The organism is Brevibacillus brevis, assembly GCF_001039275.2.
In the GTDB taxonomy this organism is placed as follows: Bacteria; Bacillota; Bacilli; order Brevibacillales; family Brevibacillaceae; genus Brevibacillus; species Brevibacillus brevis_C.
Map to the genome: position 1 here is coordinate 4,740,452 of NZ_CP030117.1, position 15,021 is coordinate 4,755,472.

15 protein-coding genes are annotated in these 15,021 nt (G+C 49.5%); all 15 read right to left on the minus strand.

Annotated features, from left to right (window positions below):
• Window positions 1-11: 11 nt before the first annotated feature.
• The 15 genes from AB432_RS22935 to AB432_RS23005 all read right to left on the minus strand — a co-directional run bounded on the left by AB432_RS22935 (window position 12) and on the right by AB432_RS23005 (window position 14,874).
• Complete coding sequence (locus tag AB432_RS22935) at window positions 12-434, minus strand: DUF4280 domain-containing protein (RefSeq protein WP_048034243.1); 423 nt, start codon at window positions 432-434, stop codon at window positions 12-14.
• On the minus strand, window positions 421-972 hold the full coding sequence (locus AB432_RS22940) for an imm11 family protein (RefSeq protein WP_048034244.1): 552 nt from the start codon (window positions 970-972) through the stop codon (window positions 421-423). Before AB432_RS22940 ends, AB432_RS22935 begins: the two co-directional genes overlap by 14 nt.
• A complete protein-coding gene (locus AB432_RS22945; protein WP_048034245.1) occupies window positions 969-2,114 on the minus strand; it encodes a pentapeptide repeat-containing protein in 1,146 nt (381 codons plus the stop codon). Before AB432_RS22945 ends, AB432_RS22940 begins: the two co-directional genes overlap by 4 nt.
• Before the next feature lie 72 nt (window positions 2,115-2,186).
• Window positions 2,187-3,611: a contractile injection system protein, VgrG/Pvc8 family gene (locus tag AB432_RS22950; protein ID WP_048034246.1), complete on the minus strand. Its 1,425-nt coding sequence runs from the start codon at window positions 3,609-3,611 to the stop codon at window positions 2,187-2,189.
• Window positions 3,608-4,276 carry a hypothetical protein gene (locus tag AB432_RS22955; protein WP_048034247.1) on the minus strand — a complete coding sequence of 223 codons (669 nt, stop codon included), beginning with the start codon at window positions 4,274-4,276 and terminating at the stop codon, window positions 3,608-3,610. Before AB432_RS22955 ends, AB432_RS22950 begins: the two co-directional genes overlap by 4 nt.
• 14 nt (window positions 4,277-4,290) lie before the next feature.
• Window positions 4,291-5,070, minus strand: a complete 780-nt coding sequence (locus tag AB432_RS22960) for a hypothetical protein (RefSeq protein WP_048034248.1) — start codon at window positions 5,068-5,070, stop codon at window positions 4,291-4,293.
• Window positions 5,071-5,114: 44 nt separating this feature from the next.
• A complete protein-coding gene (locus AB432_RS22965; RefSeq protein ID WP_048034249.1) occupies window positions 5,115-7,787 on the minus strand; it encodes an acetate and sugar kinases/Hsc70/actin family protein in 2,673 nt (890 codons plus the stop codon).
• A gap of 49 nt (window positions 7,788-7,836) precedes the next feature.
• The gene (locus AB432_RS22970; RefSeq protein ID WP_048034250.1) at window positions 7,837-8,532 is read right to left on the minus strand and encodes a hypothetical protein; all 696 of its coding nucleotides are present in this window, start codon (window positions 8,530-8,532) and stop codon (window positions 7,837-7,839) included.
• On the minus strand, window positions 8,523-9,800 hold the full coding sequence (locus AB432_RS22975; protein ID WP_048034251.1) for a hypothetical protein: 1,278 nt from the start codon (window positions 9,798-9,800) through the stop codon (window positions 8,523-8,525). The genes AB432_RS22970 and AB432_RS22975 overlap by 10 nt, the downstream gene beginning before the upstream one ends.
• Window positions 9,797-11,683 (minus strand): PP2C family protein-serine/threonine phosphatase, encoded by a 1,887-nt coding sequence (locus AB432_RS22980; RefSeq protein ID WP_048034252.1) that lies wholly within the window; start codon window positions 11,681-11,683, stop codon window positions 9,797-9,799. Before AB432_RS22980 ends, AB432_RS22975 begins: the two co-directional genes overlap by 4 nt.
• Before the next feature lie 20 nt (window positions 11,684-11,703).
• Entirely contained in the window at window positions 11,704-12,543 is an 840-nt protein-coding gene (locus AB432_RS22985; RefSeq protein WP_048034253.1) for a PP2C family protein-serine/threonine phosphatase, read from the minus strand.
• A gap of 5 nt (window positions 12,544-12,548) precedes the next feature.
• The gene (locus AB432_RS22990) at window positions 12,549-13,079 is read right to left on the minus strand and encodes an FHA domain-containing protein (RefSeq protein WP_017252081.1); all 531 of its coding nucleotides are present in this window, start codon (window positions 13,077-13,079) and stop codon (window positions 12,549-12,551) included.
• A gap of 71 nt (window positions 13,080-13,150) precedes the next feature.
• Window positions 13,151-13,705 (minus strand): FHA domain-containing protein, encoded by a 555-nt coding sequence (locus tag AB432_RS22995; RefSeq protein WP_048034254.1) that lies wholly within the window; start codon window positions 13,703-13,705, stop codon window positions 13,151-13,153.
• 188 nt (window positions 13,706-13,893) lie between these two features.
• Window positions 13,894-14,346 (minus strand): J domain-containing protein, encoded by a 453-nt coding sequence (locus AB432_RS23000; protein ID WP_048034255.1) that lies wholly within the window; start codon window positions 14,344-14,346, stop codon window positions 13,894-13,896.
• Between the two features lie 102 nt (window positions 14,347-14,448).
• Window positions 14,449-14,874 carry a hypothetical protein gene (locus AB432_RS23005; RefSeq protein ID WP_007728098.1) on the minus strand — a complete coding sequence of 142 codons (426 nt, stop codon included), beginning with the start codon at window positions 14,872-14,874 and terminating at the stop codon, window positions 14,449-14,451.
• Between the last annotated feature and the right edge of the window lie 147 nt (window positions 14,875-15,021).

Below are 15,021 nucleotides of genomic sequence, written 5' to 3' on the forward strand. Positions count from 1 at the left end.
AATCCCCCTCACTATTGCTCCTGTCCGTCGTCTTCGATGCGAATGCAGCCTCCATATATGCACATGTTCGTGCTGGTGTTTAACAGGGCGGGATGGTTTTCCACGAGTACATCTGCTTTGCCATCGATCCAGGGCATAGTGACCACAGGAACGCATGGCATCGGCTTGAGTACACCGTTGTTGGCAGCAGTAGCAGCCGCGACGGTTGGATTTTTCTCGCATTTGCATTTGCCAAACGGCATGATGTTCACTTGCGGCATATAGTCATTCACGTTCATTTGTGCCTGGTTGCGAATGTACACGCCATGACTAAACGGCGTTTTCAGCTTGTTCTTCTGGCTCCCGTAGTCGCACGTGAGAATTGCTCCCGCCACGACGTAGCTTTTCTTCGGAGCCGACGAAGGTACAACATCGACATCTTCAATCATGGGCATGACTCATTCTCCTCCCTGCTTGCTCTGCTTTTTTCAAGCGGATACCGAAAAAGTCCCTGCGCAGCAAAGCTTCCGCCAGCCGCAAATCGATGATGATATACGGTTCACGAATCCCTTCGATTTGAAAAATCGTATGACGTCCAATCTTTTCTGGATCGAGAACCAGCCGTTTGAGTGAGCCGTCCTTGTGAAACTCGCTTTGCTCTGACAGGCAGTTCACACGCGGCAGGATCATCATCCAGTACAAATCCTGCTTGATCCGCTCCCTGTCTACGAGCACGACAGATTTGACAAACAGCTTCGGCGCGAACTTGTGGATGATTGTCTTTAAACGGTTGGAATAGAGCGGGATCGGTCTGTCGAGAAAATCCAGGTAGTCGTTTTCTTTCTTTTGCTTGATGTCGAACTGAATGACGGCCTCGTCCAACTCGTCCTGATATTCTGTGGTGAGCCACTCCTGCCGGATGACGTCAAAAACGCCTGTTGGCTCTACTGCACTCGCGATTCGCTCGTCCTGTGACAAGATGAAATAATTCATACCTGACTCCCCTCTCGCCAAACGACATGTCGCTCCTGAAGTTCGTCCAACAGAATGGACCCCCTGGCCTCCTCCGAGAATACAGCTCTCTCGAGAAGCGCTCCGCTAAAATTCGCACCGGTCAAAATCGCATCTGTAAAGTCTGCTCCGCGCAGATCTGCTCCGGTAAAATCAGTCCCGGTCAAGTCCGCCCCGATGAACAAGACGCCATCAAAACCGGGCATCTCCCACGCATCTGGTTCCAACAGACCCCTTGGCCCGGATGCTTCACGAAAGCTCGCACCTAGCAGATTCGCCCCGGTAAAATCCGCTCCATGAATGAGACTGTCGCCGAAATCAACCGCTTTTAGCTGCGCACGATGCCATCTCGTTCCGACCAAAACACTTTCGCGAAGGGTCGCTTTCGTTAGCTGACTGTCAGAGAGGTCCGAATAACGTAAATCAAGACCATCGAATTGCCCTTGTCCCAGATCGAGGCCAGCCAAAACCTTGTAGCCGTATTCCAGCTCTTGCTTTTCTTCCAGCCAAGCACGGATCATCTCGGAATCTTTGTGGCGAGTATCCAGACAGTACACGATCTCGCTTTGATCCAGATACTCTCCGACACGCACCTCCAACTCCAGCTCCTTGTCCACCTGTTGAAAGACTTCCAACTGAACAGCCTGCACCATGGCATAACGGATCAAGTGAACGACATATTGATGAAACTTCTCTGCCTCCACGAGCTTGATCCGTTCGATATCGGGAAGTCTTACGTGTCCGGCATACGCTCTGGCAGCCTCGTTCCATTCGATTGCGAGTCGATCCAAAAAGTGATACGCCCAGCTCGCATCATAGCTGGTTTGACACTCCACCGGATCGAAAAACCAACTGCTATCCGTAGCTTCCAGCAAATACTGATTGCTTCCCTCCAGAAGCTCCGTCCGCAGCATGGAATAGGTCAAGTACGCCAGTTTGCCCTTTGCCCCTTGCTCCTGCTTATCAACCACGCGTTGACATATTGCTTCAAATGAACGGAGAAATTCTTTTGCGAGCCTTTCTTTATTCGCCTGATAGTAAGCATCCAAGGCATGCAGGCTGGCGATGGTTCTCTTCGGCACCTCGTGCTCCTTGAAATGCTGCAAGGCTTCCTCTCTTTCCATGCCAATCCCCCCTTCTTCTCACCGTTTTTGCATACACCAAACACACGGTTACCCGCGTGGCAACCATGTGTGTCAATTGGTTTTGAGCTCCTGCCCGACGATGCTTGTATTTCCGTCCATCTTGATGTTGCTCTCTTTGCAGGTGAGACTGATCTCCTCTTTCGCCGAGATGATCACCTTCGTGGCTGAGTCCATCAAAATGTCCTTTTCGGAGACAACCTTGATATTTTTCTTGCTGAAAATCTGGATGCCGTCCGCGTCGGTCATGCGAATGAGGATTTCCCCGTCCTTTGCGCTAAGCAATACCTCTGATGGGCTGAACATCAGTTCTTTTCCGTTAGCCGTTCGGAAGTATTTGATATCGGGATTCCCGAGCTTGTTCGTTTCGCCCTCGTCTGAATTTTTCCGGACAGAGCTGATCGCAATCCCGTCACTTTCCTTGTTGCTCGGAAAATAGACGCGGACGTAGTCATCGAGCTCCGGCATGCAATACCAACCGCTGTTTCCTTCGGCTGTATAAACCGAGGAATACGGGAACCAGTGCGCCTCGCTCTTGCTTTGGCTCTCATCGATATCGAGGTGGATTTTGACGTTGTCTTTTGAGACCTCAATGACTTTTCCCTGCACCGATGCCCCTACGATGAGCGAATTGTGGAGCGGCTTTTGGCTCATTCCTTTTTTGGACGCGAGCAAATACTTGTGCTTGAGCAAGCCTTTCTTCATCTCGGTATAGGCCTCATGCACATACAAGCTCTTCCCTTTGAAATCCACACCGTTGCCCAAATCGAGAACGCGATCCGTCTCGACCTCGTAAAAGATGTAGTCATTTTCATCCACGCCCTTGACCCCGTTTTCCGAGGAATGGCGGTATTCACTCAAATTTTTACGCACCCGATAGTGAAAATCGTCCAGCTTACCTTTCGAGGCACCCTCTGGCACACCAAAGCTGAACTTCGGCTTTTCAAAGACGGATGCTGGCATCAGTCCGGTCTGAAAACGCGAAGCAAGCCGCTTAAGAAATTGCCAATCCGTCTCCTGATACTGCATGGTAAAGGAACCAAGCTTCCCACCATTGGAGGCCATGTCCATAATGTCCATGCCTGGATATTCACCTGCGATTGTTTTCAAAAGGGCACCGTAGGTCATGGCTTTGTTTTGAAATGAACGGCTCTTGCGCTTCACGTCGAGATTGTACGTAGGCGAGACCGCTTCGACGTACAAATAATAGACGTCTCGGACGGCTTTGATGCCTATCTCCAGAACGATCCCCGCAAAAAGCGGCGTGGCGTTGCCTTCGTTATCCACCTGGCTGATTTCGATCGGGGTCTGTGCTTCTGTCATTTCTACATAGCTGTCCTTCAATTCTTCTGGTACGATCCCCGTAAATGTCAGGCGAGCGTGCTCATTAATCTTTTTCGTAATCGTCAGTTCTACCAGATGCGTCAATTGATAAGGAGAGATTTGCAAATTGTTGTAGGCAATGACAGGAAGACTCATATTTTCCCTTCTCCCTTCCCATTTTCATCCGAATTGGTGGATACAAGCGTCAAGGAATCCATAATCCCCCAGCCTACTGGCTTCCAATCTGACAGCTCCTGCTCCGTGCAATTAAACGTGCAGAGAAGAGCGCGTCCCTGTAGGGAGACAAAGCTGATCAGGTTGTAAATGTCCGTATCCAATGCTGGTGCAACAAACTCGAAAAATCCAACGCTGGCCCCGGCAATCTCACGTATTCCTTCCTCCTGCCAACGAGCGAGCGGCTGTGTTCTTCGCAAAACCTGCTTCATGACATCCATGAAGGCTTTCAACTGCGCAGGAGAATCGGTCAGCTTGCTCTCGGTATAGGTAAAAGCCAGGTTAATTGACGCTGTTTCGTTGGTAAAAATCAGGGAAGGCCTACGTTCTGATGGATACTTCAAAGCTGCTACTTCTGGACTCATGATGGAAAATGTCTTCGGGAGTCGAATCTGTACGAGATCGTCGAGGACGCGCTTGTCCTCCATGGGAATTCTCTCTTCACCGACTGTAATAAATGTTTTGTTCACTACATCCAGTCGATTTTTGCCCTTTGGACCAAAACGTATTGCTGCTGGCTGTGCATCCTCACCGGAAAGCTCATTCAACATGCCGATAATGCTTTCATCCATACGCGCCATTTCCATTCACCATCCTCTCGTTAATCAACAATAACCCGCTGACGCCCGCCTGTTTTCCATTCCGTTTTTGAGGACTTTCCGCCACTCTTGGCGTCATCCAATATGCGTGCGAGGTATTTGAGAATCTGCAGGTTCGTGTACTCGCGGTAACCAGTCCCCAGTCTGTTGCCTATATAATGAAGAATGAGCCCCCGCTCTACTCTGTCCCCATTCAAGCACTGCATGGCAAAGGTGAGATCATACGGGTGATTGGTGACAGTTTTCAGCATTTCATTCGCAAAATACCGCAGGATGTAGGGAGCAAGGGTTGGCTCGTCTCTCCCAGCATGTTCGACATGCACGATATTCCATGTATTGAATTCAGTCGCCATATCGGCTAAGTCTTGATAATCGCCGCGTAGCCTTGCCCCTTGCTTGAGCTTGAAGCGACCCAACTCTCTTTCATCCTGTCGTGACTCTATGTCCTGATCGAGAACATAAGACGTCTCGTAAACGTAATAGTCGGTCAACGAAGTCTCCTCTTGAAAGCGAATCTTGAGTACCGTCTCCATACCTGTGGCCTCATAAGGAACACGCTCTTCCCGTTCGAACAAGTAAATCCGCCCTTGATGCTTGACGATCCCTCTGCCGACAGTGAGGTGCCCTTCGCCGATCGTTACATCCACCCCGGAAACAATGCCGTCTGTATAATCCTGAAAGTATAAATCTACAAAATGTCGCGGGTAATCACGCAGATTTTCAAGCATCTCTCGCTTGAGAATTCGCCCTTTATGAAAATTGGGATAGAGATGGGAAAACACCGCTGTTCCCCCTTCCTGTTCATTTAAGCTGCCTGGTTATTTGCTCATTTCATCCCGTCAAAGAAATCCAGCTCGGACAAGTCACTCTCAAAAGCAAAGAAAACCTTTTTCCCCAAAGCAAGCTGTTCATTCAGACGAGCTACTGGCACGACATGGAATCCCCACTCGCTGCCACTCGCAAACACGAAGTATTTCGACTCGCCATTTTGAATCGAGTCAGTCTCATCCTGCGGGATATGTGTACCGTACTTGCCCGCAATGTCCTCATACAGCACCGTTTTGTATTGAGCAGGATCATCCATGTACAAGTACCGCTGGCGCAGTTGTCCATCATTTTCCTTGAGATAAAACTCAACCTCGCTCACTCCGTAGGGACGCGAGATAGATCCATGCACGAGACTCAGCTTTTCCTGACTATGAATGAGTACCCTCTCTTGCTTGTTATGAGTGAAGGCGGTCACGGAATACGGGACGATCGGTGCATGATTCGTAATCTGCGCTTCGATGAAACCTGCCTTTTTGGCACTTTGATAGCGCAGTGCTCCACGCAAGCAAGACAGCTTCAGGTCTGGCACCTTGCCCGCCTCCTCCGACTTTTGCCTGAACTCGATACTGCGTCCAGGGACGAACTCTTTGAGTGCTTCACGGAAAACATCAATCCGGCACGACTGCCCAGTCAGCTTGATGATCGAGAAGTCAGCCAGCCTTCCCTGTTGGTAAAAATCGTCCAAGAAGTCTCGCAAAATCTCGTAAATATCCGCCTTGATCAGGTGATTGATCTCTTTGGCGTTGAAGACGACATCAGGAAAATCAAACACATCCCGGAAGCGACCATCCTCCCGTATCGACAACACCCATCGCTCGACTGCCGTCAGCTTTAGATCAGGCTCTTGACGATTTTCCGTATCGGATGTGAAGCGATTGCGCAGAATGCCGGTCTGGCGGAAAAATTCTTTTTTCATATGGTCAGCGAGGTCCCACAAAAAGTGAAAATTGTTGCGGACACGCTGATACTCGTCCCGGCTCTTGTTCTCGTATTCCTTGTAGCGAGTCGGCAAAATCGCCTCAGCTTCCCGATACCTCGCCTCGAAGCGTTCATAGATGGAGTCGACGCCGTATTCATCCACGTACCGGAAAATTTCCGATCCAGGGATATCGATGATCTGGTCGATGTCGGTCACTTGCCGCCCTTTTCCGTAATAGTCCGCGAAGACGATTTTCATAAATTGCATGATGCGATACGTAATGTTATTGCCACCAAAATTGGTATCGCCGTTTTCATAGGTCGTATTGATATCGATACGGTAGGAGATATGTCCGTCCTCGATCCGGAAATGGCACGATGACAGATCCGTCGTTCCTCCGCCGCAATCGATGACGAGCGCTTGATACGTCTCCCCGTCCAGAAAGCTGTTTTTGTCAATTTGATCCGCAATCGTATTAAACAGGACGGCCATTCCTTCATCGAGGGCGTGCTCTGATTCGATGCGATACTCAGGCAAAATCTCGGTGAACATCTCAAGAAACTGCGTTTTCAGCTTGACTGGACTTGTGATATGCAGATGACGAAAGCGGCATTTGAACTGATGCTCGGCCATTTGAATAACGTGAAGAAGGTACTGACGCAGGATGTCGCTTCGTTTCACAGTCGCGGTATTTCCTTGGCTGTCCATGACCTCTTCGATCTTTTGATAGCTGTTCACCCAGCGTTTGATGCCTTGAAACACCGTCGCGTTCGTGCTGTATCCGTTCTTTTTCATGTGCCGCAGTGCTTCATAACCGATGTGAAAGCGAACGTCATGCGGGGAGGAGCAATCCGCCACGCTGACAGCCGTCGGCAGCACCTCGATCCATTCCTCGTTTTTTTGCGTCGTATCGGGGAAAGAAACGTAATTGATCGCATTCAAGCGTATGCGTCCATTCAACAAGTCGTTGCTAGAAGGGGAGCTCACATACTGATGATCGAGAAAAGCACCCGCTGTCGTCGAGGAGGTACCAAAATCAATTGCGAGAACGGCATCTGTTTCTTCCAATTCCCTGATTTCGAGGTCAGTCACCGGTACTTTGTAGTAGTGGAGATTGACAGGCGGCAACGGATGGTCCTGGTGATACGCCTTGTACAAATACTCCGAATCCTGCTTGCGGAAAAAGAGCAGGCTGTAGTTTTGATTGACGGTCTTTCTCAATGGAGCATCTTGGTGAGCGTGCAGCCTAAAATGCCCTGCTCTCCTATCGTCTTTGTCCTTGCGCAGATGCAGAATGCCGCATAGCTCCATATGGTCATTCACCAAAAGCACATTGGATTCAGACAAGCCTTGCGAGGATTCGACGCGATAGTTGTCCAGCCTGTCAATGGCAAGACCCGTGTACAAGTACATCTTCGCTGGAATTTTGATCGCATCTACACCTGGCATCGGTGTGTTTAAATATTTGTGGAGTACGGCTTCTAGGCGTTCAACACCACCTGGAACAGCACGCTCAATCAGGAGGTTTTCTTCTGCGCCTCGAAAACGCAGAATCGTGTGCAGCAGTCCTTCCCGATCGAGATTGTTCACGACAGAGCGGACCAGCTTTTCCTTGTAACAAATATTGCGGAGCTGAAAGGTCGTCATCTCCATCAGCTCGTCCCGTGTGTAGGTCGCTTCGCCTGATTGATTGCGTTGATTTCCATCCCCGCTGCCTTTTTGGAGATGAAGCTTATATGAATAGGTAGACATCCCAACTCTCCTCTCTCCCGACCTTTGTTGGGGTCAATCGGTCAAACCTCTAGTACAGTGCAACACTGTCGATTTGCATCGTTTCCTCGACATCCAAGATGCCGAAATGATTTCGCCAATAAATCTCTGTATGGAACCGAACCGGAAGAAAAATATCCTTGATTAAAGCGAGCTTGGCATGTGCGGTTTCACTCTCCGACTGCCCGACGTAAATCAGTAGCTCATCTTTTTCTTCGCAATTGGCGTAAATGGTAGAGTGAGAGAAAATTTTGCGCATCGTATCCTTGAGCAGGTACACCGCTTCGCCTGTCTCATACAAGCGCAAAATATTGCCGGCGATAATCTCTCGCTCCTCTTTGGTAAAAAGGCGGATATTTTCCTGTACCCGACTGCCGAACAGCCCCGCTTCCAAGTCGCGCAACACAAAGCGGATGTGGTATTCACGCTTATTCATCCCTTGCGACAGATCAATCTCCGCCAGCAAATGGATGATGATATCAAACAAGGTATGCCGAAGCTCTGCATCATCCGAGTAATTGGCGTCAAAAAGGTCACGGAAAATATCGTCGAAGCGGTAGTACGGATTCACTTCTACTGTCTTGTCCACCGTTTTGGCGTTGATGGCCTCATGACTCAGCTCCATGTAGGGCGAATACACTTTGGCAGCCTTGAACTGGATGTCTTTTTTGGCGATCCCGGCGCGTTTTGCACGAATAATCAAATCCCAGATGTAATTCAAGCCCATTCTCCTTCACACTTGTATTCCGGAAAATACATCTGAACCTCGGACACGAGGAAGCTCATCATGTCTTGAAGAAGAAAGCTGTTCGCCCCGCGTCTCCGAAAGCCGAGAGCCATGATCTTCTTGTCGTTTTCTACCCGGACGTTATCGCTAATGAACGGATTCAAGCCGTACGTAGCGGGAGGCCGATTGTTTTTGTCCCGGATTTCTACATTCACTAGCTCTAGCTGCTCGGCGGCCTCAAAGGAATGGACGATTCGGATAATCTCTCCTTTGGCTCGTACGGTCATTGCCTGCTTCCGGGCATAGCTCCCGATGAAGCTGTTTTTGCGTCGATTGGACACTAATTCGTAGTCGAGTCTTCCAATTCGGGTCGTGACAGGCTGCGTGATTTTGCATACGTTCCAAACTCCCGATTTCTCCTGAGGAGAGACAATCGTCAGTTCTTCCGGTGATCGCTTGATGTAGCGAATCAGCTCCTCATCTCCATCCACCAAATATCCGTGCTCACTGCCCGTCTTACGTAACGACAGGACATGCTCGAAGTTCACCCGGTCAATGGCAGGTACGGGAAACCCGATGTTTTTTAAAGCCAAACGCTCGATGTTCCACAACGGGATAACATCCAGCTTTTTGTAAGGCTCCCACTCATCTAGGGTAATCGACATTTCCAATATCTCTTCGTCTTCTGTAAACGTGCCCTCACAGGCAACCAGAATGACATCGAAAAACTTGCTGGCGTAAGGGTGATTCACCGTTTTCCACGGCATCCCGTTCTTTTGAAACATGTTGTACAGCTTTTCCAGCTCATCCATATAGACACGACTTTGTTGCAGGCGCACTTCGATTGGATAGTGATTGCCTGCCGTGTTCAGACGCCCCTTGAAGGTTCGCTTGCTCATCATCAGCGCCTGTATCTTGTCGTACTCACACTCTAAAAAAATCGTCATCATGACCGCTTCTTCCTGGTTGCTGAGCTTGACCGCCAACTCTTTGCGATCACATATCTTCTTTTCCTCATCGCCAGGGATCATCGGGTACAAGTACTCGTGGATCGGATCAAAGTCATCGCGATGACAGAGGGTCACGTAGATGTCATGCTTATCTTCCTTGTCCTCGATCTCGGTAAAAACACGCTCCTCCAGCTTTTTCTGCATCTCCTCCTGATACTCGACCAGGTTGAGGAAGACACCGTTCATGATCTGCTTGAGCAACCTGCGCTGCTCCAGCTCCTCCATTTTGTTCAAACGATCCAGTACGATCTCTTTCATGGCGTTTTCGCTGCCTCCTCCTGTGTCGGATTGGCTATAGCTGGTGGATTAGCTTGCGGTGGCTGAACTGGCTGAGTCGCCGGAGCTGTCGTGGCTGGCGGAACTGCTTGATTGGACGGCACTACTTGAGGTGCCGGAACTGGCTGATACGTTGGAGCCACCGGATTGACTGGGACTGTCTGGTTAACCGGGGCCGTTTGATTTACAGGAGCTGTCTGGTTACCTGGTGCGGTTTGATTAACTGGGGCCGTTTGATTCACCTGAGCTGCCGGTGGTTGACTCGCAGCACCCGTCCCTTGCACAGGCGGCTGACCTGCTGGCGCACCTGCCGAAGGCGGAGCAGCAGGAGGGTTCAGCTTCTCCTCTGCCTTTGTCACCTTGCGCTCCATCGCCAAAACTTTTTCCAGCACACCAATCTCCTGATAAATTTCCTGCGCCATCGTATACGATTGGATCGCTCCCTCGAAGTCTTGCGCCGCATAGCTCTCGTCGCCTTGCTTTTCCAGCTTGTCGCCGTCGAGCGTCTTCTTTTCCTTATCGATGCCGGTCTTTTTGGAAGCTACCTCGTCCAGCTTGGTGCGAAGCTCCTTTTCTCCTGTTACAAAAGACGTTTCCAACGCCAGCTTGCGAGCCTTTTGGTAATAGGCCTCCGCACCAGCGTAATCCTGCGCCTCAAACAAGAGATCTCCTTCCTTTTTCCACTGCATGACGAGCACATACGATTGCGTCTTTTCTTTTTTCTCCAAAATCTCCGGTTCGTTAAAATCATCGCGCCCTTTCATTTCTTTGAGCGCCTTGTCGTACTTATCCAATGCTTTGGCGTACTGCTCATCCTTTACAGCCGTATCTCCATCCACGATCAACTGAGTAATGCGGATCTTTTTGGCCAAGAGAGCAGCCTGAACTTTGTTTTTCACGATATTTGCGGCATTTCGGGCATCGCTGTACGCTTTGAGTGCCTTCGGATAATCGCCCTCCGCAATGAAAGCGTCTCCGGCTGTTTCATGCTCGAACATCCCTGTCGCAGCATCCGCGATGCGTTCCGCTTCCTTCATCTTGTACAGCAGAGCTCCGCCTCCAGCCAAGGCAAGCACGAGAAGGATGAGTGCCACCCTTTTGATAATCCGCCATTTTTTTTGCGGGTCTGTCTTGAAAATTTTGTTCGCAAAAATAGCGGCTGCCGTGTAGTTTTGAACGACATGCTCTTGCTTGCTCAAAAGCACGTCCTCCAGCGTATCGATCCAGGTTTCAGGATCTGTCGCTTCTTGAAGCCCGTCCTGCATTTCGGCCGGATTCACCTTCTCCCACAGACCAGGGGTGGCAAGCAGAAAAACATCACCGTCATAGAGCGGGAGCTTCTTGGAAACAAACGGACGAAATTCATTGGGTGTCCCCAAATAGCTCAGGAGATTATGTCGCTCCTCGTGCTGATCAAGCGTATCCTCTGCGATCTCCTCCCCATCCACCATCTGTTGGGCAAGACTCTGATCCTTGCTCTGCCATTGCAATCGGCCATTCCGAAACTGATACAGTCGGGTGTTACCAGCGACCCCGTACCTCACTCTGGCATAGTCCGTTACGATTACGGTCAAGCTCGCTTTTAGTCTGACGCGATGGCTCTCCGCTTGCAGGACACGATGGGCCTCCTGCAAATAGCGGCGAATGCGATAACGTGAAATGGACGGCTTCTGCAAAAAGTAGCCCAGCACGCTTTTCGCCGCCAACTCCGCGCTTTCTACTTCCTGATCGTTGTCCAATCCGCGGGCGATTACCCAGCACGCGATATCATCCAGCTCGGCGTAGGCAAAGTAATCCTTGTTGCGAACGAAGCTGCCTGATTCGGATAGAAACCCGGTAATGAATTCACTGTTGTCCTTTCTCATTCGTACTACCCGCTCCCCCGTTACCAGCCTTTTTCCAGGATGAGAATGGTTGCGTTGTCCTGATTGGCTTTTTGCTTGCTTTCCACCGCTTCAATGATTTGGTCAGCCGCGTCATGGGCAGCGATATTTTGAAACAAAATCTGCTCCAGCTCCATCTCGGTTAACGTATCGTAGACACCGTCACTACACAGAATGACCTTGTCTCCCTTCTCAAGAGGAAACGGCTCACGGCCAATTTCGATATTTTGAAAACTCTCGTAGCCCAAGTAGTTGATTAGCTGTTTTTTCTGTGGATGCTCCAACGCCTCGTCCTTCGTAATCTCACCGGACAGAAAACGCGCCTCCAGCACCGACTCATAAATGTCTTTTTGATTGATCGGGATGAATTCTCCATTCCGGAAAACGGTAATGATACTGTCTCCAACCGCTCCCCAATACAGCTTGTCCTCTACGATTACGCCAGCTACCAGTGTTGTCCCACCCCGACTTCCTCTCAGTGCCTGCAAAATCTCCGAATTGGCAAGGGAAGCAGCCCGTGAAAAGAAGAGGGACGTATGCTTCGGGTTGTCCAGCTTTGTAAACTCGCGGATAAATGTAGTCACGGCAAGCGTTGAAGCAAGTCTGCCGTTAGCCAGTCCACTGATTCCATCAGCCAAGACCGCAATCGTCCCATGAGATGATGTAGCTGTCGAAAAGTAATCATCCTGTTCTTCTCGCCTGCCGATCGTCTGTCCATTTCCGATCTGGATGACGGGATTCTTTTCTTGCCGGATCAAAGCTGCACGCAGACGAAACAAAAGAGTAATGGCAATGATCACGCCAAGGACGACCAGATACGGGATTGCGCCCTGTTGAAACATGCTCATCATTCCTTGCCTTTGTTGGAGTTGTCCCACTCGAAGTGAACACCGCACAGCGGGATGAAAATAAAGGTACTCTTTCCGAGCTGGAGTACATCGTAAGCAGTGAGCTCGACTGGTGTATACACTGCTTCATTGTTATGATAGGCAAGCCCCGACGCATCGCCCGGGAGCAAGTAAAAGTTGCGTTTTTTCGGATCGTAGACAATCACCGCATGATTGCGACGAGAGATCGTGTTGTCTCCGACGATTCGGATATGCATATCCTCTGCACGACCAATGAAGTTCTTCTCCGCCATAATGCGGTAATCTTGACCTTGTTGCGGCCCCTCAATGCATACCAGCCATCCGGTAACAGGTTCGATCCCTTCTGTTTCCCCCAGGTACGGCATCGTCTTATCGTCGTCCGCCACTCTTGCTGGTGCTTTGTTGTCCGGTTTTGCCCCAGGCTCGACGACCATACTGCAATAAGGGCAGGTGCTTCCGTGTTTTCTGGTACTAAACATGTGACCATTCGCGCATCTTGTCAAACTCATTCTTCTGCTCCCCCGTTTCGTTCCGTGCAAGGACGATATGTATGTGTGTAAAAGTGATGTTTACCCCGTTGTTATTTCAACAACAAGCGGGTATTGGCTATGTAAATGATGTCGCCAGCCTTCACTTTATGCGGCTGTTCAATCTCCAGCTTGCTCTTGTCACGTTTGTTCGGCTGCTTGATGCCTGTGCCGTTTTTGGAATGAATATCCTCGATGAACCAGTCTCCAGACGCTTGATTCAGAACCGCATGCTGCTTGCTGATCAAGGCGGCATATTCCGCGTCGGCCAAATCGATGTCGACCTCGTTTTGCGCGGAGCTTTTCCCGATCAAAAGGGATGTCTCCCCTTGGATGAACCACTCCTTCACGCTCTCTCCCTCTTCATCTAACAGAACCAGTTTGGTGACGCCATCCTCTTTCTTTGGCTCCGGTTCGTCGGGGCTTCCGAACTTGACGATAATGACCCCGAACAAAAAGAGTCCGAAGGCAATTCCCGTAATAATTTTCAGAGTGTTGCTGTCCGTATAACCAAAGACATAAATGAGTGCACTAATCACAAGAATGGAAATCAGCAGCTCTATGAGCTTCACTCTGATGGACTTTTGGTACCCTTTTTTCTTCGCCACATCTTTACCCCCAATCCACTACCTATGTATGCTCGTGATCAAAAGATGATTTTTTGAACTCTTTTTAAGCAAAATGCTCCGAGCTTTGGACGAATGGTGTATGTATAGACATCCATCCAAAGACAGGAGCAGGTTGCAACTACCTCTATGTCATGAAAGAGCTGTCATCCAAGCCCGATTTTTCCCTCTTATTTTTTCTTCATGCGGAAAAACTGTTCAAACATATCCGTCGTATCCAGTGGATTTTTCTTTTCGGATTTCATGGTGTTTGGATTAATCTCGCCTGTCTTCGGATGAAAACCAAAAAATCGTTCGAAGGTGCTCCCCAAATCTTCGAAGTTCACACCCGTTGCAGTCTGTGCTTGCTGTTTGCTTTGCCCTTGTTTTGTGCTGCCTGTATGACTAGTCTGTTGTTGCTTCTTCTGCTGAAAAGCTTCGTAACGCGCATCGTACGCCTCGCGCAAGGCAGGGTCCTGCAATGTCTGATAGGCCTCGGTAATTTCTTTAAAGATTCGCTCTGACTCACTGCTCCCGGCATTGACATCCGGATGATGCTGCTTTGCCAGTTGACGGTATGCTTTTTTGATGTCATTCGTGGAAGCTTGTTTGGTTAGCCCCAGAATCTCGTAATAATTTTTCATGCATGCACCCTCTGTCTGGCAATGATTTTGGTTATTTTGTAGAGCCGTACCTCGAACACGGCTTTCGAGATACGGCTCTTCCTACCTTACTTCATGCAAAACCTAAACAGCGTAGCCGCCTTCGATTTTGGTGAGTTCGGTTTTGTCTTTCTTTTGCTTGATGAAGATGCTGAATGTTCCTACACCCTCGGTATCACCAAAGCTCTCGTTGTAATCCACTACGAATGCGTTCGGGAAGTAGATTTTGCGGATCACTTGATCAGCAGCGATTACTTCCAGTGTTACTTTGCGGTAGCAATCCGCTTTTTCTGCTGGTACCAAAGACCAGAGAGCCAGCTTCATGGTGTCATCCGCACTGTCACCATCTGTTGCAGTGATGATTTTGCCAGTCAGTTTCAGTGTTGCACCCACATCTGTGGAACGCGCGTTGGAATCGTCTGGCGTGTCAGTGTCGTACTTTACTGTCTGAATGTTGTCCATGCCCAGCTCAATTGTTTCAGAACCTTCTACTTTGAGTCGAAAACCCATGAATAAAACCTCCTTGGAATGAAATCTTGCTCTCGAATTACCTGATTGGCTTCGAGGCTTATGTGTAAGGGTGCGTTTTGGGAAACACACCTCTAACCACCTGCGTAATGTGTCAAAAAGTTTCATAAACAGCTCTCCAGGGGATCA

Bases quoted from the DNA above. Each gene is read 5' to 3' on its own strand.
- AB432_RS22935 (WP_048034243.1), bottom strand. From the start codon at position 434: ATGCCCATGATTGAAGATGTCGATGTTGTACCTTCGTCGGCTCCGAAG.
- AB432_RS22940 (WP_048034244.1), bottom strand. From the start codon at position 972: ATGAATTATTTCATCTTGTCACAGGACGAGCGAATCGCGAGTGCAGTA.
- AB432_RS22945 (WP_048034245.1), bottom strand. From the start codon at position 2,114: ATGGAAAGAGAGGAAGCCTTGCAGCATTTCAAGGAGCACGAGGTGCCG.
- AB432_RS22950 (WP_048034246.1), bottom strand. From the start codon at position 3,611: ATGAGTCTTCCTGTCATTGCCTACAACAATTTGCAAATCTCTCCTTAT.
- AB432_RS22955 (WP_048034247.1), bottom strand. From the start codon at position 4,276: ATGGAAATGGCGCGTATGGATGAAAGCATTATCGGCATGTTGAATGAG.
- AB432_RS22965 (WP_048034249.1), bottom strand. From the start codon at position 7,787: ATGTCTACCTATTCATATAAGCTTCATCTCCAAAAAGGCAGCGGGGAT.
- AB432_RS22970 (WP_048034250.1), bottom strand. From the start codon at position 8,532: ATGGGCTTGAATTACATCTGGGATTTGATTATTCGTGCAAAACGCGCC.
- AB432_RS22975 (WP_048034251.1), bottom strand. From the start codon at position 9,800: ATGAAAGAGATCGTACTGGATCGTTTGAACAAAATGGAGGAGCTGGAG.
- AB432_RS22980 (WP_048034252.1), bottom strand. From the start codon at position 11,683: ATGAGAAAGGACAACAGTGAATTCATTACCGGGTTTCTATCCGAATCA.
- AB432_RS22985 (WP_048034253.1), bottom strand. From the start codon at position 12,543: ATGTTTCAACAGGGCGCAATCCCGTATCTGGTCGTCCTTGGCGTGATC.
- AB432_RS22990 (WP_017252081.1), bottom strand. From the start codon at position 13,079: ATGAGTTTGACAAGATGCGCGAATGGTCACATGTTTAGTACCAGAAAA.
- AB432_RS23000 (WP_048034255.1), bottom strand. From the start codon at position 14,346: ATGAAAAATTATTACGAGATTCTGGGGCTAACCAAACAAGCTTCCACG.
- AB432_RS23005 (WP_007728098.1), bottom strand. From the start codon at position 14,874: ATGGGTTTTCGACTCAAAGTAGAAGGTTCTGAAACAATTGAGCTGGGC.